At 35.8% G+C, this 15,843-nt stretch carries 22 protein-coding genes, 3 tRNA genes and 1 pseudogene; 19 read left to right on the top strand and 7 right to left on the bottom strand.

The annotated features are described in order from the left end of the window. Positions 1-99 precede the first annotated feature (99 nt). The 5 genes from ABWU69_RS06255 to ABWU69_RS06235 all read left to right on the top strand — a co-directional run bounded on the left by ABWU69_RS06255 (position 100) and on the right by ABWU69_RS06235 (position 3,644). On the top strand, positions 100-2,055 hold the full coding sequence (locus tag ABWU69_RS06255; protein WP_353285086.1) for a porin: 1,956 nt from the start codon (positions 100-102) through the stop codon (positions 2,053-2,055). A gap of 114 nt (positions 2,056-2,169) precedes the next feature. After that, positions 2,170-2,394 carry a ParD-like family protein gene (locus tag ABWU69_RS06250; protein WP_265035075.1) on the top strand — a complete coding sequence of 75 codons (225 nt, stop codon included), beginning with the start codon at positions 2,170-2,172 and terminating at the stop codon, positions 2,392-2,394. A 32-nt stretch (positions 2,395-2,426) separates the two neighbouring features. Next, positions 2,427-2,627 carry a type II toxin-antitoxin system RelE/ParE family toxin gene (locus ABWU69_RS06245; RefSeq protein ID WP_265035076.1) on the top strand — a complete coding sequence of 67 codons (201 nt, stop codon included), beginning with the start codon at positions 2,427-2,429 and terminating at the stop codon, positions 2,625-2,627. Between the two features lie 94 nt (positions 2,628-2,721). Further along, complete coding sequence (locus tag ABWU69_RS06240; protein WP_265035077.1) at positions 2,722-3,528, top strand: DUF2163 domain-containing protein; 807 nt, start codon at positions 2,722-2,724, stop codon at positions 3,526-3,528. Positions 3,529-3,557: 29 nt separating this feature from the next. Further along, positions 3,558-3,644 (top strand) — tRNA-Ser (locus tag ABWU69_RS06235). Positions 3,645-3,770: 126 nt separating this feature from the next. Here the strand turns inward: ABWU69_RS06235 and ABWU69_RS06230 are convergent. Further along, positions 3,771-4,955, bottom strand: coding sequence for a class I SAM-dependent methyltransferase (locus tag ABWU69_RS06230; protein WP_265035078.1), 1,185 nt, complete (start codon positions 4,953-4,955; stop codon positions 3,771-3,773). 101 nt (positions 4,956-5,056) lie between these two features. Here ABWU69_RS06230 and ABWU69_RS06225 point away from each other — a divergent pair, with 101 nt between their 5' ends. Beyond that, on the top strand, positions 5,057-5,428 hold the full coding sequence (locus tag ABWU69_RS06225) for a hypothetical protein (protein WP_370273656.1): 372 nt from the start codon (positions 5,057-5,059) through the stop codon (positions 5,426-5,428). Further along, on the top strand, positions 5,429-5,713 hold the full coding sequence (locus tag ABWU69_RS06220) for a DUF2610 domain-containing protein (RefSeq protein ID WP_007549418.1): 285 nt from the start codon (positions 5,429-5,431) through the stop codon (positions 5,711-5,713). It begins immediately after the preceding gene. A 6-nt stretch (positions 5,714-5,719) separates the two neighbouring features. Here the strand turns inward: ABWU69_RS06220 and dapD are convergent, their stop codons facing one another. Continuing rightward, the gene (gene dapD / locus ABWU69_RS06215) at positions 5,720-6,550 is read right to left on the bottom strand and encodes a 2,3,4,5-tetrahydropyridine-2,6-dicarboxylate N-succinyltransferase (protein ID WP_353285085.1); all 831 of its coding nucleotides are present in this window, start codon (positions 6,548-6,550) and stop codon (positions 5,720-5,722) included. A 75-nt stretch (positions 6,551-6,625) separates the two neighbouring features. Between dapD and ABWU69_RS06210 the strand changes: the two are divergent. From ABWU69_RS06210 to ABWU69_RS06180, 7 genes and pseudogenes are all read left to right on the top strand, one after another. Then, positions 6,626-6,682, top strand: a pseudogene (locus ABWU69_RS06210) (hypothetical protein); the annotation flags it as partial. Positions 6,683-6,748: 66 nt separating this feature from the next. Next, complete coding sequence (locus tag ABWU69_RS06205) at positions 6,749-7,054, top strand: hypothetical protein (protein WP_353285455.1); 306 nt, start codon at positions 6,749-6,751, stop codon at positions 7,052-7,054. 102 nt (positions 7,055-7,156) lie between these two features. Continuing rightward, positions 7,157-7,837 carry a ribulose-phosphate 3-epimerase gene (gene rpe, locus ABWU69_RS06200; RefSeq protein WP_265025803.1) on the top strand — a complete coding sequence of 227 codons (681 nt, stop codon included), beginning with the start codon at positions 7,157-7,159 and terminating at the stop codon, positions 7,835-7,837. A 164-nt stretch (positions 7,838-8,001) separates the two neighbouring features. Further along, positions 8,002-8,148, top strand: a complete 147-nt coding sequence (locus ABWU69_RS06195) for a hypothetical protein (RefSeq protein ID WP_353285084.1) — start codon at positions 8,002-8,004, stop codon at positions 8,146-8,148. Further along, positions 8,133-8,726: a transposase gene (locus ABWU69_RS06190; protein ID WP_353284976.1), complete on the top strand. Its 594-nt coding sequence runs from the start codon at positions 8,133-8,135 to the stop codon at positions 8,724-8,726. The genes ABWU69_RS06195 and ABWU69_RS06190 overlap by 16 nt, the downstream gene beginning before the upstream one ends. Continuing rightward, on the top strand, positions 8,668-9,081 hold the full coding sequence (locus ABWU69_RS06185) for a transposase (RefSeq protein WP_353284975.1): 414 nt from the start codon (positions 8,668-8,670) through the stop codon (positions 9,079-9,081). The genes ABWU69_RS06190 and ABWU69_RS06185 overlap by 59 nt, the downstream gene beginning before the upstream one ends. Positions 9,082-9,149: 68 nt before the next feature. Beyond that, entirely contained in the window at positions 9,150-9,464 is a 315-nt protein-coding gene (locus tag ABWU69_RS06180) for a GIY-YIG nuclease family protein (RefSeq protein WP_265035627.1), read from the top strand. A 141-nt stretch (positions 9,465-9,605) separates the two neighbouring features. On the opposite strand, the gene ABWU69_RS06175 is transcribed toward ABWU69_RS06180, so the two are convergent. The 4 genes from ABWU69_RS06175 to ABWU69_RS06160 form a co-directional block, all read right to left on the bottom strand. After that, positions 9,606-9,743 (bottom strand): hypothetical protein, encoded by a 138-nt coding sequence (locus ABWU69_RS06175; RefSeq protein ID WP_265035494.1) that lies wholly within the window; start codon positions 9,741-9,743, stop codon positions 9,606-9,608. Between the two features lie 178 nt (positions 9,744-9,921). After that, positions 9,922-12,195: a polyribonucleotide nucleotidyltransferase gene (gene pnp, locus ABWU69_RS06170; protein ID WP_353285083.1), complete on the bottom strand. Its 2,274-nt coding sequence runs from the start codon at positions 12,193-12,195 to the stop codon at positions 9,922-9,924. A 14-nt stretch (positions 12,196-12,209) separates the two neighbouring features. Beyond that, positions 12,210-12,482: a 30S ribosomal protein S15 gene (rpsO, locus tag ABWU69_RS06165; RefSeq protein ID WP_006279944.1), complete on the bottom strand. Its 273-nt coding sequence runs from the start codon at positions 12,480-12,482 to the stop codon at positions 12,210-12,212. Between the two features lie 12 nt (positions 12,483-12,494). Beyond that, entirely contained in the window at positions 12,495-12,776 is a 282-nt protein-coding gene (locus ABWU69_RS06160) for a hypothetical protein (RefSeq protein WP_265035084.1), read from the bottom strand. Positions 12,777-12,897: 121 nt separating this feature from the next. Between ABWU69_RS06160 and ABWU69_RS06155 the strand changes: the two genes are divergently transcribed. Further along, on the top strand, positions 12,898-13,170 hold the full coding sequence (locus ABWU69_RS06155) for a hypothetical protein (protein WP_265025798.1): 273 nt from the start codon (positions 12,898-12,900) through the stop codon (positions 13,168-13,170). Between the two features lie 485 nt (positions 13,171-13,655). Here ABWU69_RS06155 and ABWU69_RS06150 read toward each other — a convergent pair. Further along, a tRNA-Gly gene (locus ABWU69_RS06150) sits at positions 13,656-13,728 on the bottom strand. A gap of 180 nt (positions 13,729-13,908) precedes the next feature. Between ABWU69_RS06150 and ABWU69_RS06145 the strand changes: the two genes are divergently transcribed. The 4 genes from ABWU69_RS06145 to ABWU69_RS06130 all read left to right on the top strand — a co-directional run bounded on the left by ABWU69_RS06145 (position 13,909) and on the right by ABWU69_RS06130 (position 15,831). Further along, complete coding sequence (locus ABWU69_RS06145) at positions 13,909-14,529, top strand: ribonuclease D (protein WP_265035088.1); 621 nt, start codon at positions 13,909-13,911, stop codon at positions 14,527-14,529. Between the two features lie 124 nt (positions 14,530-14,653). Next, a complete protein-coding gene (gene trxA / locus ABWU69_RS06140) occupies positions 14,654-14,977 on the top strand; it encodes a thioredoxin (RefSeq protein WP_265025796.1) in 324 nt (107 codons plus the stop codon). 42 nt (positions 14,978-15,019) lie between these two features. Beyond that, positions 15,020-15,093: transfer RNA gene (locus tag ABWU69_RS06135), tRNA-Ile, on the top strand. Positions 15,094-15,174: 81 nt separating this feature from the next. Then, positions 15,175-15,831 carry a CADD family putative folate metabolism protein gene (locus ABWU69_RS06130; RefSeq protein WP_265035090.1) on the top strand — a complete coding sequence of 219 codons (657 nt, stop codon included), beginning with the start codon at positions 15,175-15,177 and terminating at the stop codon, positions 15,829-15,831. The last annotated feature ends 12 nt before the right edge of the window (positions 15,832-15,843 follow it).

Here is a 15,843-nt window from a genome sequence, read left to right as displayed (position 1 = left end):
ACTTTTATTTTCGTTATAAGGTTGCTTTAAGTTGAATTTTCAACATTTTTATACTATTTACATTTAAGATATGATTTCGAAATTTTTTGGGGGCACTTCATGAAAAAATCTATTTATACTAGAACTGCTCTAGCTTCTCTATTAACTTTATATTCTTTCAGCGGCTTTGCAGCTGACTTTCCTGATGAGAGTATGAAGGAAATAAAAAAGCAAGAGAGCACAAAAACTTCTGGAAAAACAGAAGTTATGAAAACATCAAATAAAAAACTGAAAGAAAAGATGGACAGAATATGTAATGCTGATCCAAGAAAAAAAGCTGAAGAGCTTAAGAAAAAGGAGGAGATGAGATTAGCAGCCGAGCAGAAGAAAAAAGAGGAGATCAGGCTAGCAAATGAGAAAAAAGCAAAGCTTATAGAGGATTCAAAAGCGAAAGCTCTAAGCGCTAAGAATTCTAATATAGAAAAAGGTAAAGTTTCAAAAACTAAGCGTTCTAAAACTAAGAATGCTAAAGTTGAAGCTAAAGATGTAAAGAAGGATGTAAAAGTTGTTAATCAAAATACAGAGAAAAAAGGTAAGGCAAGTCCTGTTGTTTCAGTTGGTGGAGTTGATGTTATCGATACCAACCAAGGGCAAAGTAATTTAAGAATAACTTTTGGCGGTGTTGTTGATGCTCAAGGCTATGGCAAAGCAGGGCCAAGTAGCACAGATTATAAACGCTACGACGTTATGCCTGGCAAATCTATAAATTATTATGAGGATGCTACGGATAAGGTAAAAGGAGCAAATCCAGTGTTCCCTGAGGGAATAGGAAATATCGGTGACTATAGCGATAATATGGGTATGATTGCTGATGCGATATTGCACCTCAGAGCAGAAAATAAGAATGAAGATTTAGGTCTTCTCTATGGTGCTGACGTGCAGTTTCATGTTCCAGTGACCGAAGGTAAGGGAGCTTCACAGGGTGTTTATGCTGCAAAAGGCAGAAGTGCGCATGTGTTTGTTAACTCAAAATATGGTGACGTGAAGCTTGGTTACCAATTTGGTCCTGAGGCTCTAATGAGACTTGATGCAACAAGAATTGCAACTGTTGACGGAGCTGCAGATAGTGACTGGTTCAGAAAAGTGAACTTAGAAGGAAGCGCTGCGAGCTTTCCATTTTATGTAACACCGCGTCTTTACACTGAAAGTTTTTCGAGTGAAAGTGAAAAATTCTCTTTCCGCATGGCAGGGAAATATAACAAAGGCGTTATGACTACACTGCCGTTTAGAGTTGCTTACTACTCACCAAATTATATGGGCGCAAGGTTTGGTGTTAGCTATTCACCTCGCTATGATAGTAGTTTATTTGTTATAAAGGATGATGATGACATAAAACATGTCGGTCCAGATTATGAGCATATAGTAAGTGCTGGTGCATCATATGAATATGACTTTGATAAATACAAGGTGAAAGTTAAAACTTCTGCAGTTGGTGAATATGGTTGGCCAAAACAATCAAATAAAGATAAGCATGTTTATAATGAATATGTGGAGTACAATGACCTGATGGGCGTTAATTTGGGTGTAAGCGCTGATTATAAGATTAATGAAGACCAAGGCGTAAAATTTGCTGCTTCTTTTGCATACTTGGGCAAATCTGCTCAACCAAAGGATATTAAAATAAAAGGTAATGATGACTATGAAAAAATTCCTGCAAAGGATTCTCAAGGTCAAAACAATGAGGAGTATAAAAGAATTGCAGGCTTAGCTCAATTCAATAACAATACCATGTATTGGACTGCAGGGGCTGGTTATCAACATGAGAATATCTACACAAGTTTGACGTACTTTGGCAGCAGAATGAATGACAAAGATATGCTTCACGATGGCGCACTTGGCGTTCAATATGATCTGTCTCCTGCATGTAGTAAGAGCAAATTTGTTCCTTACGCAGCTCTCCATTATTTTATGACTAATGAGAAAGGTAATGATATTAAGCTGAAAGGTAAGCCTAATGATGCTGTACCTTCTAACCAAGGAATTCTCCTTCTTACTGGTGTGAAATTTTCTTTCTAACCAGCCAGTACACACCACAGCTTGAATGTGGTGTGTATTTCCAGATGAAAATTATTTATATTGAAAAAATTTTCAATGTATGGTATAATAGCTTAAAGTAGAAGTAACAATATCATGGGTATAACAGTAAATCTTGATGGAGAATTTGAGAAAATAGTACAGTCTCATTCCATGTTACAAAATCGTTCCGTACCACAACAAATCGAGCATTGGGCTAAAGTTGGTCAAGTTGTTGAAGATAACCCTGAGCTAAGCTATAACATCATTAAAGAGATTCTATCAGGTATTGAGGATGCTAAATTAGGAAATATTGAAGAGTATAAGCCTATAAAGCTTTGAAAATTCTTCTTACCAATACTTTTAAGCGGTCAATGAAAAAGCTGCATAACAATCAACTACCTAAACTTGAAGAAGCTATCAAGCAAGTCCAAGGCAATCCACATATTGGAGAGCTAAAGTCAGGCGACCTTGCAAATGTTCGTGTGTATAAGTTTTCCATTTTTAATCAACTTACTTTGTTGGCTTATCTTTATAATGAACAAAATAATGAGTTTTGCCCTTGCTCCACATGAGAATTTTTATAGGGATTTGAAGAAACAGTTATAGACAAAGCAATTATTGTGGCTATTACTTATTTTTCTCTACCATTATTTATAGGAAGCCCCTATGCAAACCACACTAAAAAATCATTTAGCTGGAGAATTACTTACCACTGCTACGTGCTGGAAATTAAAGCTCGCAGGTGGAGAAGTAATGGGATTCACTGACTATGATGAAGATTTAAATATTGATAATATACTCTATAAATCTTCAAGTGGATTTACAGCCAGTAGTATAATATTAAACAGCGATTTAAAAACTGATAATCTAGAAATTGAAGGGATATTAAATAGTGTTGATATTAAAGAAGAAGATGTTTTATCAGGAAAGTACGACTTTGCAAATATTGAAATATTTCTTGTGAATTATAAAGACTTGACCCAGGGGACAATGAATCTACATTCAGGAACTTTTGGTAAAGTGACATTAAGTAGTGGAAGATTTATTGTTGAAATTAGAGGGCTCTCAGCAAAGCTTGAGAGAAGTATAGCAGAATTATACTCTCCTGCATGCAGAGCACAATTTTGCGATGATAAGTGTAAAGCCGATACTAAAAAATTTAGTAAAATAAGTACAATCACTAAAGTAATAGATGAAAGAAGATTTGAAGACACGAATTTAACTGAGAGTGATGAATATTATAAGCACGGAGTAGTGAAATTCTTTGGCTCAACAGCGTTTGAAGGTATAGTAAAAGAATATAAAAATAAAGTAGTTACGTTGTTTACTTCGCCTCCATACCAAATTTCTGCTGGGGATAAATATTCAATACTCGCAGGTTGCGATAAAACATTTCCAACTTGCAGAAGCAAGTTTAACAATACTGTAAATTTTCGTGGTGAACCCTATATACCAGGTTTTTATATTGTTTAGCAGTACAATTTTCAATATTATGAATACATGGAAAGGTGGCTGAGTGGTCTAAAGCACACGCTTGGAAAGCGTGCACATATGAAAATATGTCGGGGGTTCGAATCCCCCCTTTTCCGTATATTACTTCTAGAATGGTATAAAACCCTCGGTCGCGCGTGCAACTCTATTCCTATAGTGAGTAGCTCCCTCTTATCTCATTTATATCATATTTTTAACTTACCCAATAACATAAATTACTTTAGCTATGCTATCAATAGCATTGCTTTAAAAAGAGTGCCCATATTTTCAGTCAACCTTAGGAATTCACTAAAGATCCTATTCCTTTGTTCATCACTTGCGCTTTTCATTAAAGCCTGGGTTCTTTCTTTTATGCCAAAAAGATATAAAAATTCCCTTTGAGTTAAAATCTCGCAATCTACGTGTTTTAATGAATCTTTTAATGCTTGAAAATTTACAAGTGCGGTAATATCACTATTACCAACATTCTCAAGAAAATTAGCATACTTATGTTGTTTTATCGATTGCAAAGTGCTCTTATACGCGGGGTATACATAACCGTAATCTATAATCAAAGCAGCTCCTTTATGATTATATATCTTCTTCTTAAGTTTTTTTAATATTTCAACCCCAGTTGAACATATTTCCACCACTGCTCCATCAAAAAGTTTTCCACTTGTCATTCTAGCGCTTGGTATACAACTGCACGACTTGCAGATGGTGTCATGAAAGTAACTGACACTGGAGTCCAGTTTCTTGATCGAAAATGTTGTATAGTGCGCTTGTTTACAATCAATTTTGCTGGATCCCAGTGTCACGCACTGGGATGACAAAGAGGGGACGCTGGGATGACGAGGAAGGGGCACTACGCACTGGCATGACACCAAGAGACTGCCATCATCTTGTTTTGTCACCCTATTTTCATACCACCCCTCATTACGATATACAAACTGATCTATCGGAAGAGCGTCAAAGAACTCATTTGCTAAAAAAATGGTTGGTTGTTCTGGTAGGTTGTCAATATTTTTGTGCCAATTAACATCTAAGCCTTTTAATTTTTCCTTTTGTATCTTCCGTAAAGTAGGGCTTATTTCAACTAAGTAGATAGACATTGAATTAAAAAAGCTGCTGTATTTTTTAGTGACTCTTATTATATCGTGAATGAGTGTTCCTTTGCCTGGCCCAAGTTCAACTAGAGAAAATTTTGATGGCTTTCCTAATTTTTCCCATGTATGCATTATCCAAACTGCAATTACTTCACCAAATAATTGGCTGATCTCAGGTGCGGTAGTAAAATCACCATCCTTACCAAGTGGTAATTTACTCATATAATAGCCGTATTTTTCATGGTACAAAACGGCATTCATGAAATCACTGATGGATATTGATCCTTGACTTTTGTCAATTAATTCGTGTATATAAGTGAGCATGTTATTAATAAATGTTTAACTATAGTGTGCCATAATATAAAATAGTAGAGTATTTATATATATAGTATAAACTTAAGTTTGTGAGTAATAGTGCTTCAGTTATGGACGACAAAAACACCGATTATGTTGCCCTTATACCTCAAGATGATAGTATTGAATACAAATTTGAAGAAGCTGTCAATTTTATAGAAAACAAGGTTATAAATGCTGACGGGTTAACTTTAGCAGAGGTATTTCAAGTGCTAGTTCAAATGCTAAATGGTGATCTAGAATTGGTAAAAAAAGTACTAGCATATGCTAATATTATGGCAAAGCATGGAATGAAGGTAGCAAAAGAGTCGCAATTAAGCAGAGCTGATGTTCGCCGAGCTTTGGAAGGTAAAGAAAGTGTTGTCAATAGACAAGATTTTATAAAGAAACCACCTCTTCCACCTGCTATAAAATCGACCAAAAAGAAAAGTAGAGGTCTTTAGATGGCTGAATCTATAAAAAAATTTACTGTACAATGTGACTTCAAAGGGCAAAGTTCACCTTTTGCAATATATATAGGAAATCCAAAAAGTGATGCTCATCCAATTCATCATCAAGATTCCTGGCTTGTAAAAGAACGTGGAGGGAATATCCCTAATAAAGTAAAAGAAAGTCTACAAAAATTATATAAATTATCTCAAGAAAATGGAGTCTCTTTCTCAGAGCTATGCGCGTATGCCATTACTGTGGTTAGTAATAATGATAAAAAAAGTGACGACAAGCAGTGAGATAGTTTAATCCCTCAATATTTCATTTATAGAGACTTTCGATCTCGTCTTTTCATCCACTTTTTTTACTATGACTGCACAATAGGTTGAAATATTATTTTTAGATGGAATAGACCCTGGTATCACTACAGAATAAGGCGGCACTTTGCCATAAAATACCTTGCCAGTTTCTCTATCAATAATTTTTGTTGATGCCCCAATAAACACACCCATGCCAAGGACTGATCCTTCTCTCACTACCACACCCTCGGCCACTTCGCTACGTGCTCCAATAAAGCAATTATCTTCTATAATGACAGGTGAAGCTTGAATAGGCTCAAGAACTCCACCTATTCCCACTCCACCGGAAATATGACAGTTTTTCCCTATTTGTGCACAGCTACCAATTGTTGACCAGGTATCTATCATTGTTCCTGAATCAACATATGCACCAACGTTGATAAAACTTGGCATTAGAACAACATTTGTACCTATATAAGCAGATCGGCGAACAAAACACCCAGGAACTGCTCTAATTTTTAACCGGCGAAATTTCTCCTCATTCCATTCACTAAACTTGTTACCGATCTTGTCAAACCAGCAATTAGTATTATCTATTATTTTATTTTCTTCGGTGAGAAAATGTAATAATATTGCCTGCTTTATCCACTTATGTACTACCCATTCTCCACTTGATAGCTTTTCTGCTACTCTAATTTTGCCACTATCAAGGAGCTCAATTACCTCTTTAATTGCTATTCTTGCTGTTTTCTTTAGATTACAGTCATTAAATTTTTCTTTATTTTTCCAAATATCTTCTATCTCACTCTGTGTTTTTTTTAGTTGCAAACCTTCCATTTGTTATATATATATTGATATTAAATTTGTAGCTCTGTATCATTTGAGCTTGTTACTACTTTATATGTAAGTGTTATGAAAATACAATGTAATAGTTGTACTAAAACTTACTTAGTATCCCCCGAGCAAATTGGTGCATCCGGAAGAAAAGTGAAGTGTACGAACTGCAATCACATATGGCATGAATATCTAGAAGAAGTGTCAAACAAACCGCACTTTGCTAATATACAGGAAAAAAAAGTTAGTGGAAGGAATTTTTTACAAAATCTAGCATTTACCACTCTAGCTTTTGCAACAGCTACAGGGTTATGCGTTGTAATTGCTAATGGCATCTTTCCTAGAGAGATGAACAAAGCATACAAAACGATCAGTTCATATAAGGATTCAATAAGCTATAAATTAGGGTACAAAAAAGAACAAACAGAAAGTCCAAATGTAAAAAAACTTGCTGTAAATAAGTTTTATCAAGACTACCTTTTTTTATCTAATTTAAGATCTAGTTAAATAGGCATACCGATATCGGTCTCTAGCTACTCAGATGGTGCGCATAGTATTAGGGTGACAGAGTTTTAAAAATAAGTTATTTTTTAGCAAAAAAGGCAGCTCATGAGTATTAAAATTGCACCTTCTATACTTTCAGCAGACTTTGCAAAACTAGGGGAAGAAGTAAGAAAAATTAGCGATTTAGGTGTGGATTACATACACATAGACGTTATGGATGGGAATTTCGTTCCAAATATTACAATTGGTCCTAGCGTTGTTTCTGCAATACGTAAATATAGCAATCTTCCTTTTGATGTGCATTTAATGGTCAAATCTCCTGGTAACCACATTGAAAGCTTTATAAATGCTGGTGCTGATATTATCACTGTACATGCAGAAGCAGAGATACATCTTGAGAGGTTGATAAGAAAGATAAAGTCATACAAAAATGTAAACGATGCAAAAAAACCGATTCAAGTTGGAGTTTCAATTGTTCCTTCAACTTCCCCAAGTGTGCTTGAATACATAATACATGAGCTAGATATTGTACTGATTATGACAGTCAACCCTGGCTTTGGAGGGCAGGAATTTATTCATTCACAGTTGAACAAGATATCTACTATAAAAAAAATGATACAGGAGCATAATCTTAAAACACAAATTTCAGTAGATGGTGGAATTAACTTTTCTAACGCAGCTGATATAATAAAAGCAGGTGCAGATATTTTAGTTGCGGGATCGGCGATATTCAAGGCTGAAGATATTAAGAAGGCCGTAAACGATCTTAAAAATCCATCGTTGTGACCCTATATAGCTAGCTACGTCATACCGCCGCGGCGCTAACACGTAGCGGAATGTTGGCAAACCTAAGATCTTTAGCTAGTTAACACAAACCATTTCTGTATCCGTTCAGCAGAGTGGCAAAATAGGTAGACAAGGTGATCTAAAAAGATAATCATAGAGTAAATGTGAGTTACAATAAATGGTGTCATCCCAGTGCCCAGACACTGGGATGGCTTTGTTGCATAGCAACCGAAAAAATCTGGTGGCTACTGACAAAATTCATTATAAATAACCATTTAACTGTTGAAGAAAAAATATGCCACAGAAAATGAAAGTCAGTAACCAAAACGAATATAACAAATTCCTTGAAAAAAGGGGAAATATTTTTCGTTACATCGATGAAGCTATCGAAAATTGGTATGAAAATAGTCCAAAAATGCAGGGCGGCAACTATATTTACAGTGATAAAGTCGTAATTTTGGTGCATATAATTGTCAATCTTTTTAGAATTGGTTTAAGACAAACGGTGGGGTTTATAAAAGGATATCTGCAACAAATAGGAAAAAAATTGGCAGTTATCAGCTATTCACAAGCATCAAGAAGGTTTAAAAAACTTAATATTAAGATAAATGATTGCAGGGTTGATAAAAGCAACATGGAAAATATTGAAATTATCATAGATAGCACAAGTATCAGCATTTACAGTAACACTCCTGGCCACAGTAAGGAAAACAGTGCAGATAGAAAGTACCGAAGCTACGAGCAAGTAAGAAAGTTACATGTTATGTTAAGTGTGAATAGTAAAAAAGCTATAGCTGCAAGATACAGTAATGGCGTCTACTCTGACCACTATGGAGCTTGCGATTTGCTTGAAGAAGTTAATTTTCAGCACAAAATTATATGCAGATAGGGCATACGATAGGCACAAACTTTATAAATTGTGTAAGAAATACGATATAAAGACAAAAGTTCTACCAAAAAAGGATGCAGCAGAACATTCAAAAATAGATTATATGTCTGACAGAAATGCTGCTATTAGGTTAATAAAATTATATGGACAAGATGGTGTAAAAGAGTGGAAAAAGGAAGCAATTTATGGAAAGAGATCTTACATAGAAGGATTTTTCTCAAGGTTGAAGCAAGTATTTGGATTTAGCTTTAGGAATAAATCTGAAGTAAATCGTGAAAAAGAATTACTAATTAAGTGCTATTTGCTCAACAAATTCACTGATATTGGTATGGCTAAATTTGAAATCATTACATAAATTTGTCGTAAACCATCACTGCTTAAGGTGCTATGCAACAAAGCCCACTGGGATCCAGGTTACTATATATGAAAAATTATTATGTTTATATACTTGCAAGTGAACGAAATGGAACCCTGTATATAGGTATAACATCAAATTTAATCAAACGAATTTGGGAGCATAAAAGCAAAGCCATTTCCGGTTTCACGTCAAAGTACAATGTTAGTAAATTAGTCTACTTTGAGGAGTTTCAAGACATAAATTTAGCAATTAGTAAAGAAAAGCTTCTAAAAAGCTGGCAGAGAAAATGGAAAATAAACTTAATTGAAAAAACAAATCAAGAATGGAAAGATTTATATGATGAAATCGTATCTGGATTCCAGTGTCAAGCACTGGAATGACACCATTTGTTGTGTAAATTACCTTTGCAAACAAATGTTCGTACAGCTGTGTGTCACGCACTTTGCTTCAATATTGTATCCGTTCAGCAGAGTGGCAGAATAAGGTAGACGAGAAAAGACAACTATAGGAACAAATGGGTGTCATGCCAGTGCGTGACACTGGCATCCAGTCTTTTCGCGCAGTTCCATCAAAAACGTTGTAAAGGCTTTCGTGTTTACCAACTTAGTGCCCAATCTGGATCCCAGTGTCAAGCACTGGGATGACAAGAAAGGGAGCACTGGAATTTTTGCTTCAATATTTGCACATTAGCCACTTCCCTGAACAGATACTCAATATTTGCACATTAGCCACTCCCCTGAACAGATACCCATTTCTATTATCTACCAATTTGAAAAAGTCTCTGGTCCAAGTAGTCAAGCTACTTGGATGACGAGAGGTAACGCAAGAAGTTTACTCTTAATAAAAACCTGATGATGAATCATTATTACCAAATTTCGGCCTGTTTCTGTTGCTGAAACCAGAACGAGGACGAGGAGGCCTCTTATGGTGACTTCCTCCAGGTTTTCTATTAAATGAATTATTGTAATAATTATCCCTGTCATTTGGACCATCTTTCCTTTCCTCGTTGTAAAGCTCACCTTCAAAAAACTCTCCCGTCTCTTGATCAACCCGACGTCTTGACAACTTTGGACATCCACCTTTTTCGAAGTCAATTACTAGTGCTTTGAAAGTATCATCTTGTTTAAGTATGCTCTCTATAGAATCTATGTGTTCATTAGCTACTTCACTTATGTGCATTTTTCCTTTTCTGCCATTAAGAAATTCAAGCTCTACAATAGACTTCTCTATTCTTACAACCTTGACATCAACTATAGAACCTTGTTCTAGTTCTGTTATTGAATCAATCATCATACTCTTTGCAATTTCAGCTTCAGTGCCACTCGTGGCAAAAACAGAAACTTTACCATCATCTCCTATTTCAATTTTTGCATTACTTCTTTCACACACACTGCGTATATTTTTTCCTTTAGCACCAATAGCTGCAGAAATTTTATCTTTATCTATGTAAAATGATAACATTCTTGGTGCATGGTCTTTGACATCATCACTGTGTTCTGAAATCACTGCATTCATTTTTTCTAAAATATGTAACCTTCCAGCTTTTGCCTGTTCTAAAGATTTTTCAACAATTTCAAAGCTTATACCAGAAATTTTCATGTCCATTTGTAGTGCCGTAACCCCTTCACTAGTTCCTGCTACTTTAAAGTCCATATCACCAAGATAATCTTCATCACCCAATATATCGGAAAGTATCACATACTCGTCTTTATCTTTAATAAGGCCCATAGCAACTCCAGCAACAGGGGCCTTTATTGGCACACCCGTATCCATTAAAGCAAGAGAAGTCCCACAAACTGTTGCCATAGAAGAAGAACCATCAGACTCCAAAATTTCGGACACTACTCTTATTGTATAAGGAAATTCAGATTTATCGGGTAAAACAGGATGAATTGCTTTCCAAGCAAGTTTACCGTGACCAATTTCTCTTCTTCCAGGTGGACGTCCAGTAGAAATTTCTCCAACAGAAAAAGGAGGAAAATTATAATGTAACATAAAGTGCTCACGTCTATTCCCTTCAATATCATCCACGATTTGCTCATCTTGCGTAGTGCCAAGAGCAGTAACAACCAGCGCCTGAGTGTTACCTCTGGTAAACAACGCAGAACCGTGAGTCTTGGATAGAACATCAACTTCAATTTCTATCTGACGTATTTCATCATGCTTACGACCGTCTATCCTTACACCTTTCTTTCTAATTATTTCACGTACTAAAGATCTTTCAAAGTTTTTTACTGCATACGTAATTAACTTTTCGTCTTTTCCAGCTTCCTTAAGAGCATTCAATATATTATCTCTGATCGCTTCTAGAGCTTGAACTCGCTCTTGTTTTACTGTTTGTGAATATGCTTTCTCAAAATCTTTACCGTGTTTTTCAAGCTCTTGTGTTATATCTGATATATCAACAGGAGCAAAGCTTTCAGGTTTATTGCCAACTGTATCAGCAAACTCTTTTATGAGCTCAATGACAGGCTTAAGGTGTTCATGGCCAAATTTTATTGCATTAAAAACATTTTCTTCAGAGAGCTCTTTCACTTCTGATTCAACCATTAAAATTGAATTTTCATCACCAGACAAAAATAGATCCAAGCTGCTTGCTTTCATCTCTTGAACAGAAGGGTTGAGTATATAGTTATTATTTTCATCACAACCAACCATCACTCCAGCTATAGTAAAGTAAAAAGGAACACCAGAAATTGCAAGAGCTGCAACAGTACCAATCAATGCTGGCACTTCAGGAGGATTGACTGTATCATAAGTTAATAGATTGCACACCACACTAACTTCATCATTAAATCCTTCTGGAAATAGTGGTCTTATACTTCTATCTATTACTCTTGAGATTAAAGTTTCTCTATCAGATGGCTTGCCTTCTCTTTTAAAAAAGCCACCAGGGATCTTACCCATGGCATAGCTTTTTGCGATAAACTGTACATTTAAAGGTAGGAAATCAACATTTTCTTCCTTCTTCTTACTTACAACGGTTACTAAAACAGAAGTATCACCGTAATTTACAACTACTGAACCATGAGCTTGGCGTGCTATTTTTCCTGTTTCTAAAGATAAGGCACGACCACCCCACTCTATAGATTTTTTTATAATTTTAAACATACTAAATTCCTCGATTATTTTCTAATGCCTAACTTCTCTATTAATTCCTGATAGGCTTCATTACCAAATTTACGCTTTATATAATTTAAGTGCTTGCGTCTTCTACCTATCAATATAAGTAAACCACGCTTAGAGTGATGGTCATGCTTGTGCACTTTAAAATGCTCAGTTAAATTACTGATCCTCTCGGTCAAAATTGCACATTGTACAAAAGATGAACCTGTATCATCTTCTTTAATTGCATATATATTTATCAAACTCTTTTTCTTTTCTGATGTTATCGACATCTAAACCTCATTTTAAATATTAAAAACACGAATAGGTTTCACACAACCATAAATAAAACTGCAGATTGCAATAGGTACACTACCCACTATCGTATAACAAGTATCATAATTCTTTAAATTACGCAAGTTATTTAATACAATTTCCTGACCTTTTCTGATTTTCCCCGCATCTTCTAGGGAAATTTCAACTTTGAACATCGATTTTAAAGCCGATTCAATGGGGATAACGAAACTTTTTGCACTACTCCCTGTCACTCTATTACCTTCTATTACTCCAGTATCACCTTTTGTCATCGGAGTAGCTTGAATACTTGGATCCAGCTAAGTTGGTGAGCATAAAAGTATAGCTAATGCGAGCTCTACGTCATCCCGCCGCGGTATCTCTAGATCCCGCTAACAAGCAGCGGGATGATGATTGTCAACTTCCCCTGTCATCCCAGTAGCTCCTTCGGTGTCATTCCAGTGCTTGACACTGGAATCTAGTTTTCTTTACAAATTCATCAAAAGTGCTTCATTCTATAACGCAAAACCCATACTCACCAAACCCAATGCATTACTTGCAATTAAGTTTCCTGGATCCCAGTGTCTGGGCACTGGGATGACACCCTTCCTGGCGGAGATTGTTCTCAAATCACAATGTTCGTACAGTTGTGGATTCATTCGCGGTATCTCAGCCGCTAACACGTAGGGGAATGACGGTTGTCGTTTAGCTATAAACATTAAGAAATTTACCAAACGAAAAAAAAGGCAAAAGAAGCCCCGATTACTATCTATTTTCAGTATTGGCGTTTTTTAAGTCTTAAACACTGCAATTTAGCTGCTTTTAAATGCAACTCACCTTAGCTTAAATGTTTAAGAAATTTACTAAGCAGAAAAAAAGGCAAAGAAATCCCGTGGTAATTAGTGTTCACTCTCTAATCCTTCAAATTGGCGTACTATACTGTCTTAAACGCTTTATAAGCGCGTTTCGGCTTGTATAGGTAGAAACCTAAAAGTTTTATAAAGACATAAGGTGCACATAGTGCGAAAAATTAAAAATAAGACGCCAAGTACGTTGTTTTTTTTGCTGTTTAATCTGCACAGATGAAGATAACTGAATACCTTCAGTACCATGATAAGGGCGCTGGCGGAGTTTGTCAAGGAATCTTTGACGAAATGATTTTAAAAGTAAAGAGCGGGAGAAGGGGTTCGAACCCTCGACCTCAACCTTGGCAAGGTTGCGCTCTACCAACTGAGCTACTCCCGCAATTAAATTAACCTAAATTTACTTAATTATAGGCATATACAGCGATTTGTAAACCCCGTGTACACGAAAAATGTGAGAGCCCATAAATTTGTGTGGTTCCTTCTATGATCTTTTCGTATACTTAAGGCTCATTTTTGATTATCATAGGTTTTCAATTGTGCCAAAAAATGTATTAATTTTATGGGAATATTTTTATATAAAGACGACTTGCCAGCTAGTTCAATACCAGATGATGTAAGGTCTATAGCTGTTGATACCGAGGCAATGGGGCTACTTCATAGCAGAGATAGATTATGCCTTGTGCAGCTCTCTTTTAATGATGGCAACGCTCACTTAGTTCAACTCAAGAACGATTATACAGCGCCAAATTTGAGAAAAATATTAGAGGATAAAAATATAACTAAAATATTTCACTTCGCGCGATTTGATGTAAGCATAATACGTTGTTACTTGGAAACTTGGGCACTTCCGTGCTATTGCACAAAAATAGCTTCACGGTTAGTTCGCACTTACACAGATAATCATAGCTTAAAAGAGTTATGCTTAGAGCTGCTTGATACCAAACTAAATAAGCAGCAGCAATCTTCTGATTGGGGAAATGAAAATTTGACAGACAAACAAAAAAGTTATGCTGCATCTGATGTTTTGTATCTTCATAAGATAAAGGAAAAGCTAGACTTAATGCTGGAACGTGAAAATAGAAAAGAATTGGCCCAAAAGTGTTTTGAATTTCTTCCTACTCGTATTGAGTTGGATTTAATGGGGTGGGAAAACGTGGATATCTTTAACCACCAGATGTAATCATTTGTGAGAAGTTTTTTGTTTGTGCAAAACACTTTAGGGCAATTTTTCAGGCTCTGCGGTAAGAATTTAGTTGATTAGTTGCTAATTGATGCGCTATATTTTACAAAAATTTAGGTATTTTATGAGTGATGATATTACATCGGTAAATGATCAAAATTTCAAATCTGAAGTCATTGACTATAAAGGGTTCGTGCTGGTAGATTTTTGGGCAGAATGGTGCGGGCCATGCAAAAGTCTAATGCCACGTATCGAACAATTGGCTAAGGATAGAAAAGGCAAGATCAAGATCTGCAAATTCGATATAGATGGAGAAACTGAAGTGCCAAGTAAGTATGGAGTGCAATCTATACCCACTTTAATCATATTTCAAGATGGTAAGGAAATTGCACGCAAAATTGGTGCAACAAATGATTTGCTAAGTTGGGTTGATAGTGAAATAAGCTAATAGACAAATTTGCTTTTGTGTGTATTATAAATATTGATAAAAGGGATTGTAGCTCAGTCGGTTAGAGCAGTTCGCTCATAACGAATTGGTCGTAGGTTCGAGTCCTACCAATCCCACCGTTGTATTGATCTTAGCATGATCGTAACAATGAGAAAACTATAATATATGAACTATATGTTGATATAATAGAGGAAATAATGGAATTTACTAAATCTTTGAATAATAAGTTAGATGAGTTGCACTTACTAAATCATCCATTCTACCAATCATGGAATACAGGAAGCTTAAGCTTGCAAGCTTTACAGACCTATGCTAAAGAATATTATCACCACGTTGCTGCGTTTCCTCGTTATATCAGTGGTATACATTTTTTGTGCCCAGATCTAAAAATGCGACAGGTTTTGCTTGGTAATTTGATAGAAGAAGAACAAGGTGATGAAAATCATCCAGAGTTATGGCAGCGTTTTGCTGAAGGACTAGGAGTAGCACGATCTGAACTTCTTGAAGATGCACAGATTAAGGAGACGCAAGAATTAGTTGACGGTTACTTTGACATTGTAAGATCAGGTTTTGCGGCAGGTCTTGGAGCCTTGTACGCTTACGAACGTCAAACTCCAGAGGTTTCTAAGTCTAAAATTGAAGGTTTAAAAAAACACTATTCAATAAGTGATGAGCGTTCTCTTCAATTTTTTACGGTTCATATGCATGCTGATGAATGGCATTCTGAGGAGTGTGCAAATCTTATTGAAGATCTAGATGAAAAAGAGCAAGATAAAGTTATGCAGGGTGCTCAAAAGGGAGCAAAACTCTTGTGGGGTTTTCTTGATGGAATGATGAATGCTAGCGTGTGTTAGTAGTTGTAAGTA

Source organism: Wolbachia endosymbiont (group A) of Beris morrisii (assembly GCF_964028185.1).
Taxonomy (GTDB): Bacteria; Pseudomonadota; Alphaproteobacteria; order Rickettsiales; family Anaplasmataceae; genus Wolbachia.
This window is presented reverse-complemented; position numbering and strand designations above follow the sequence as displayed.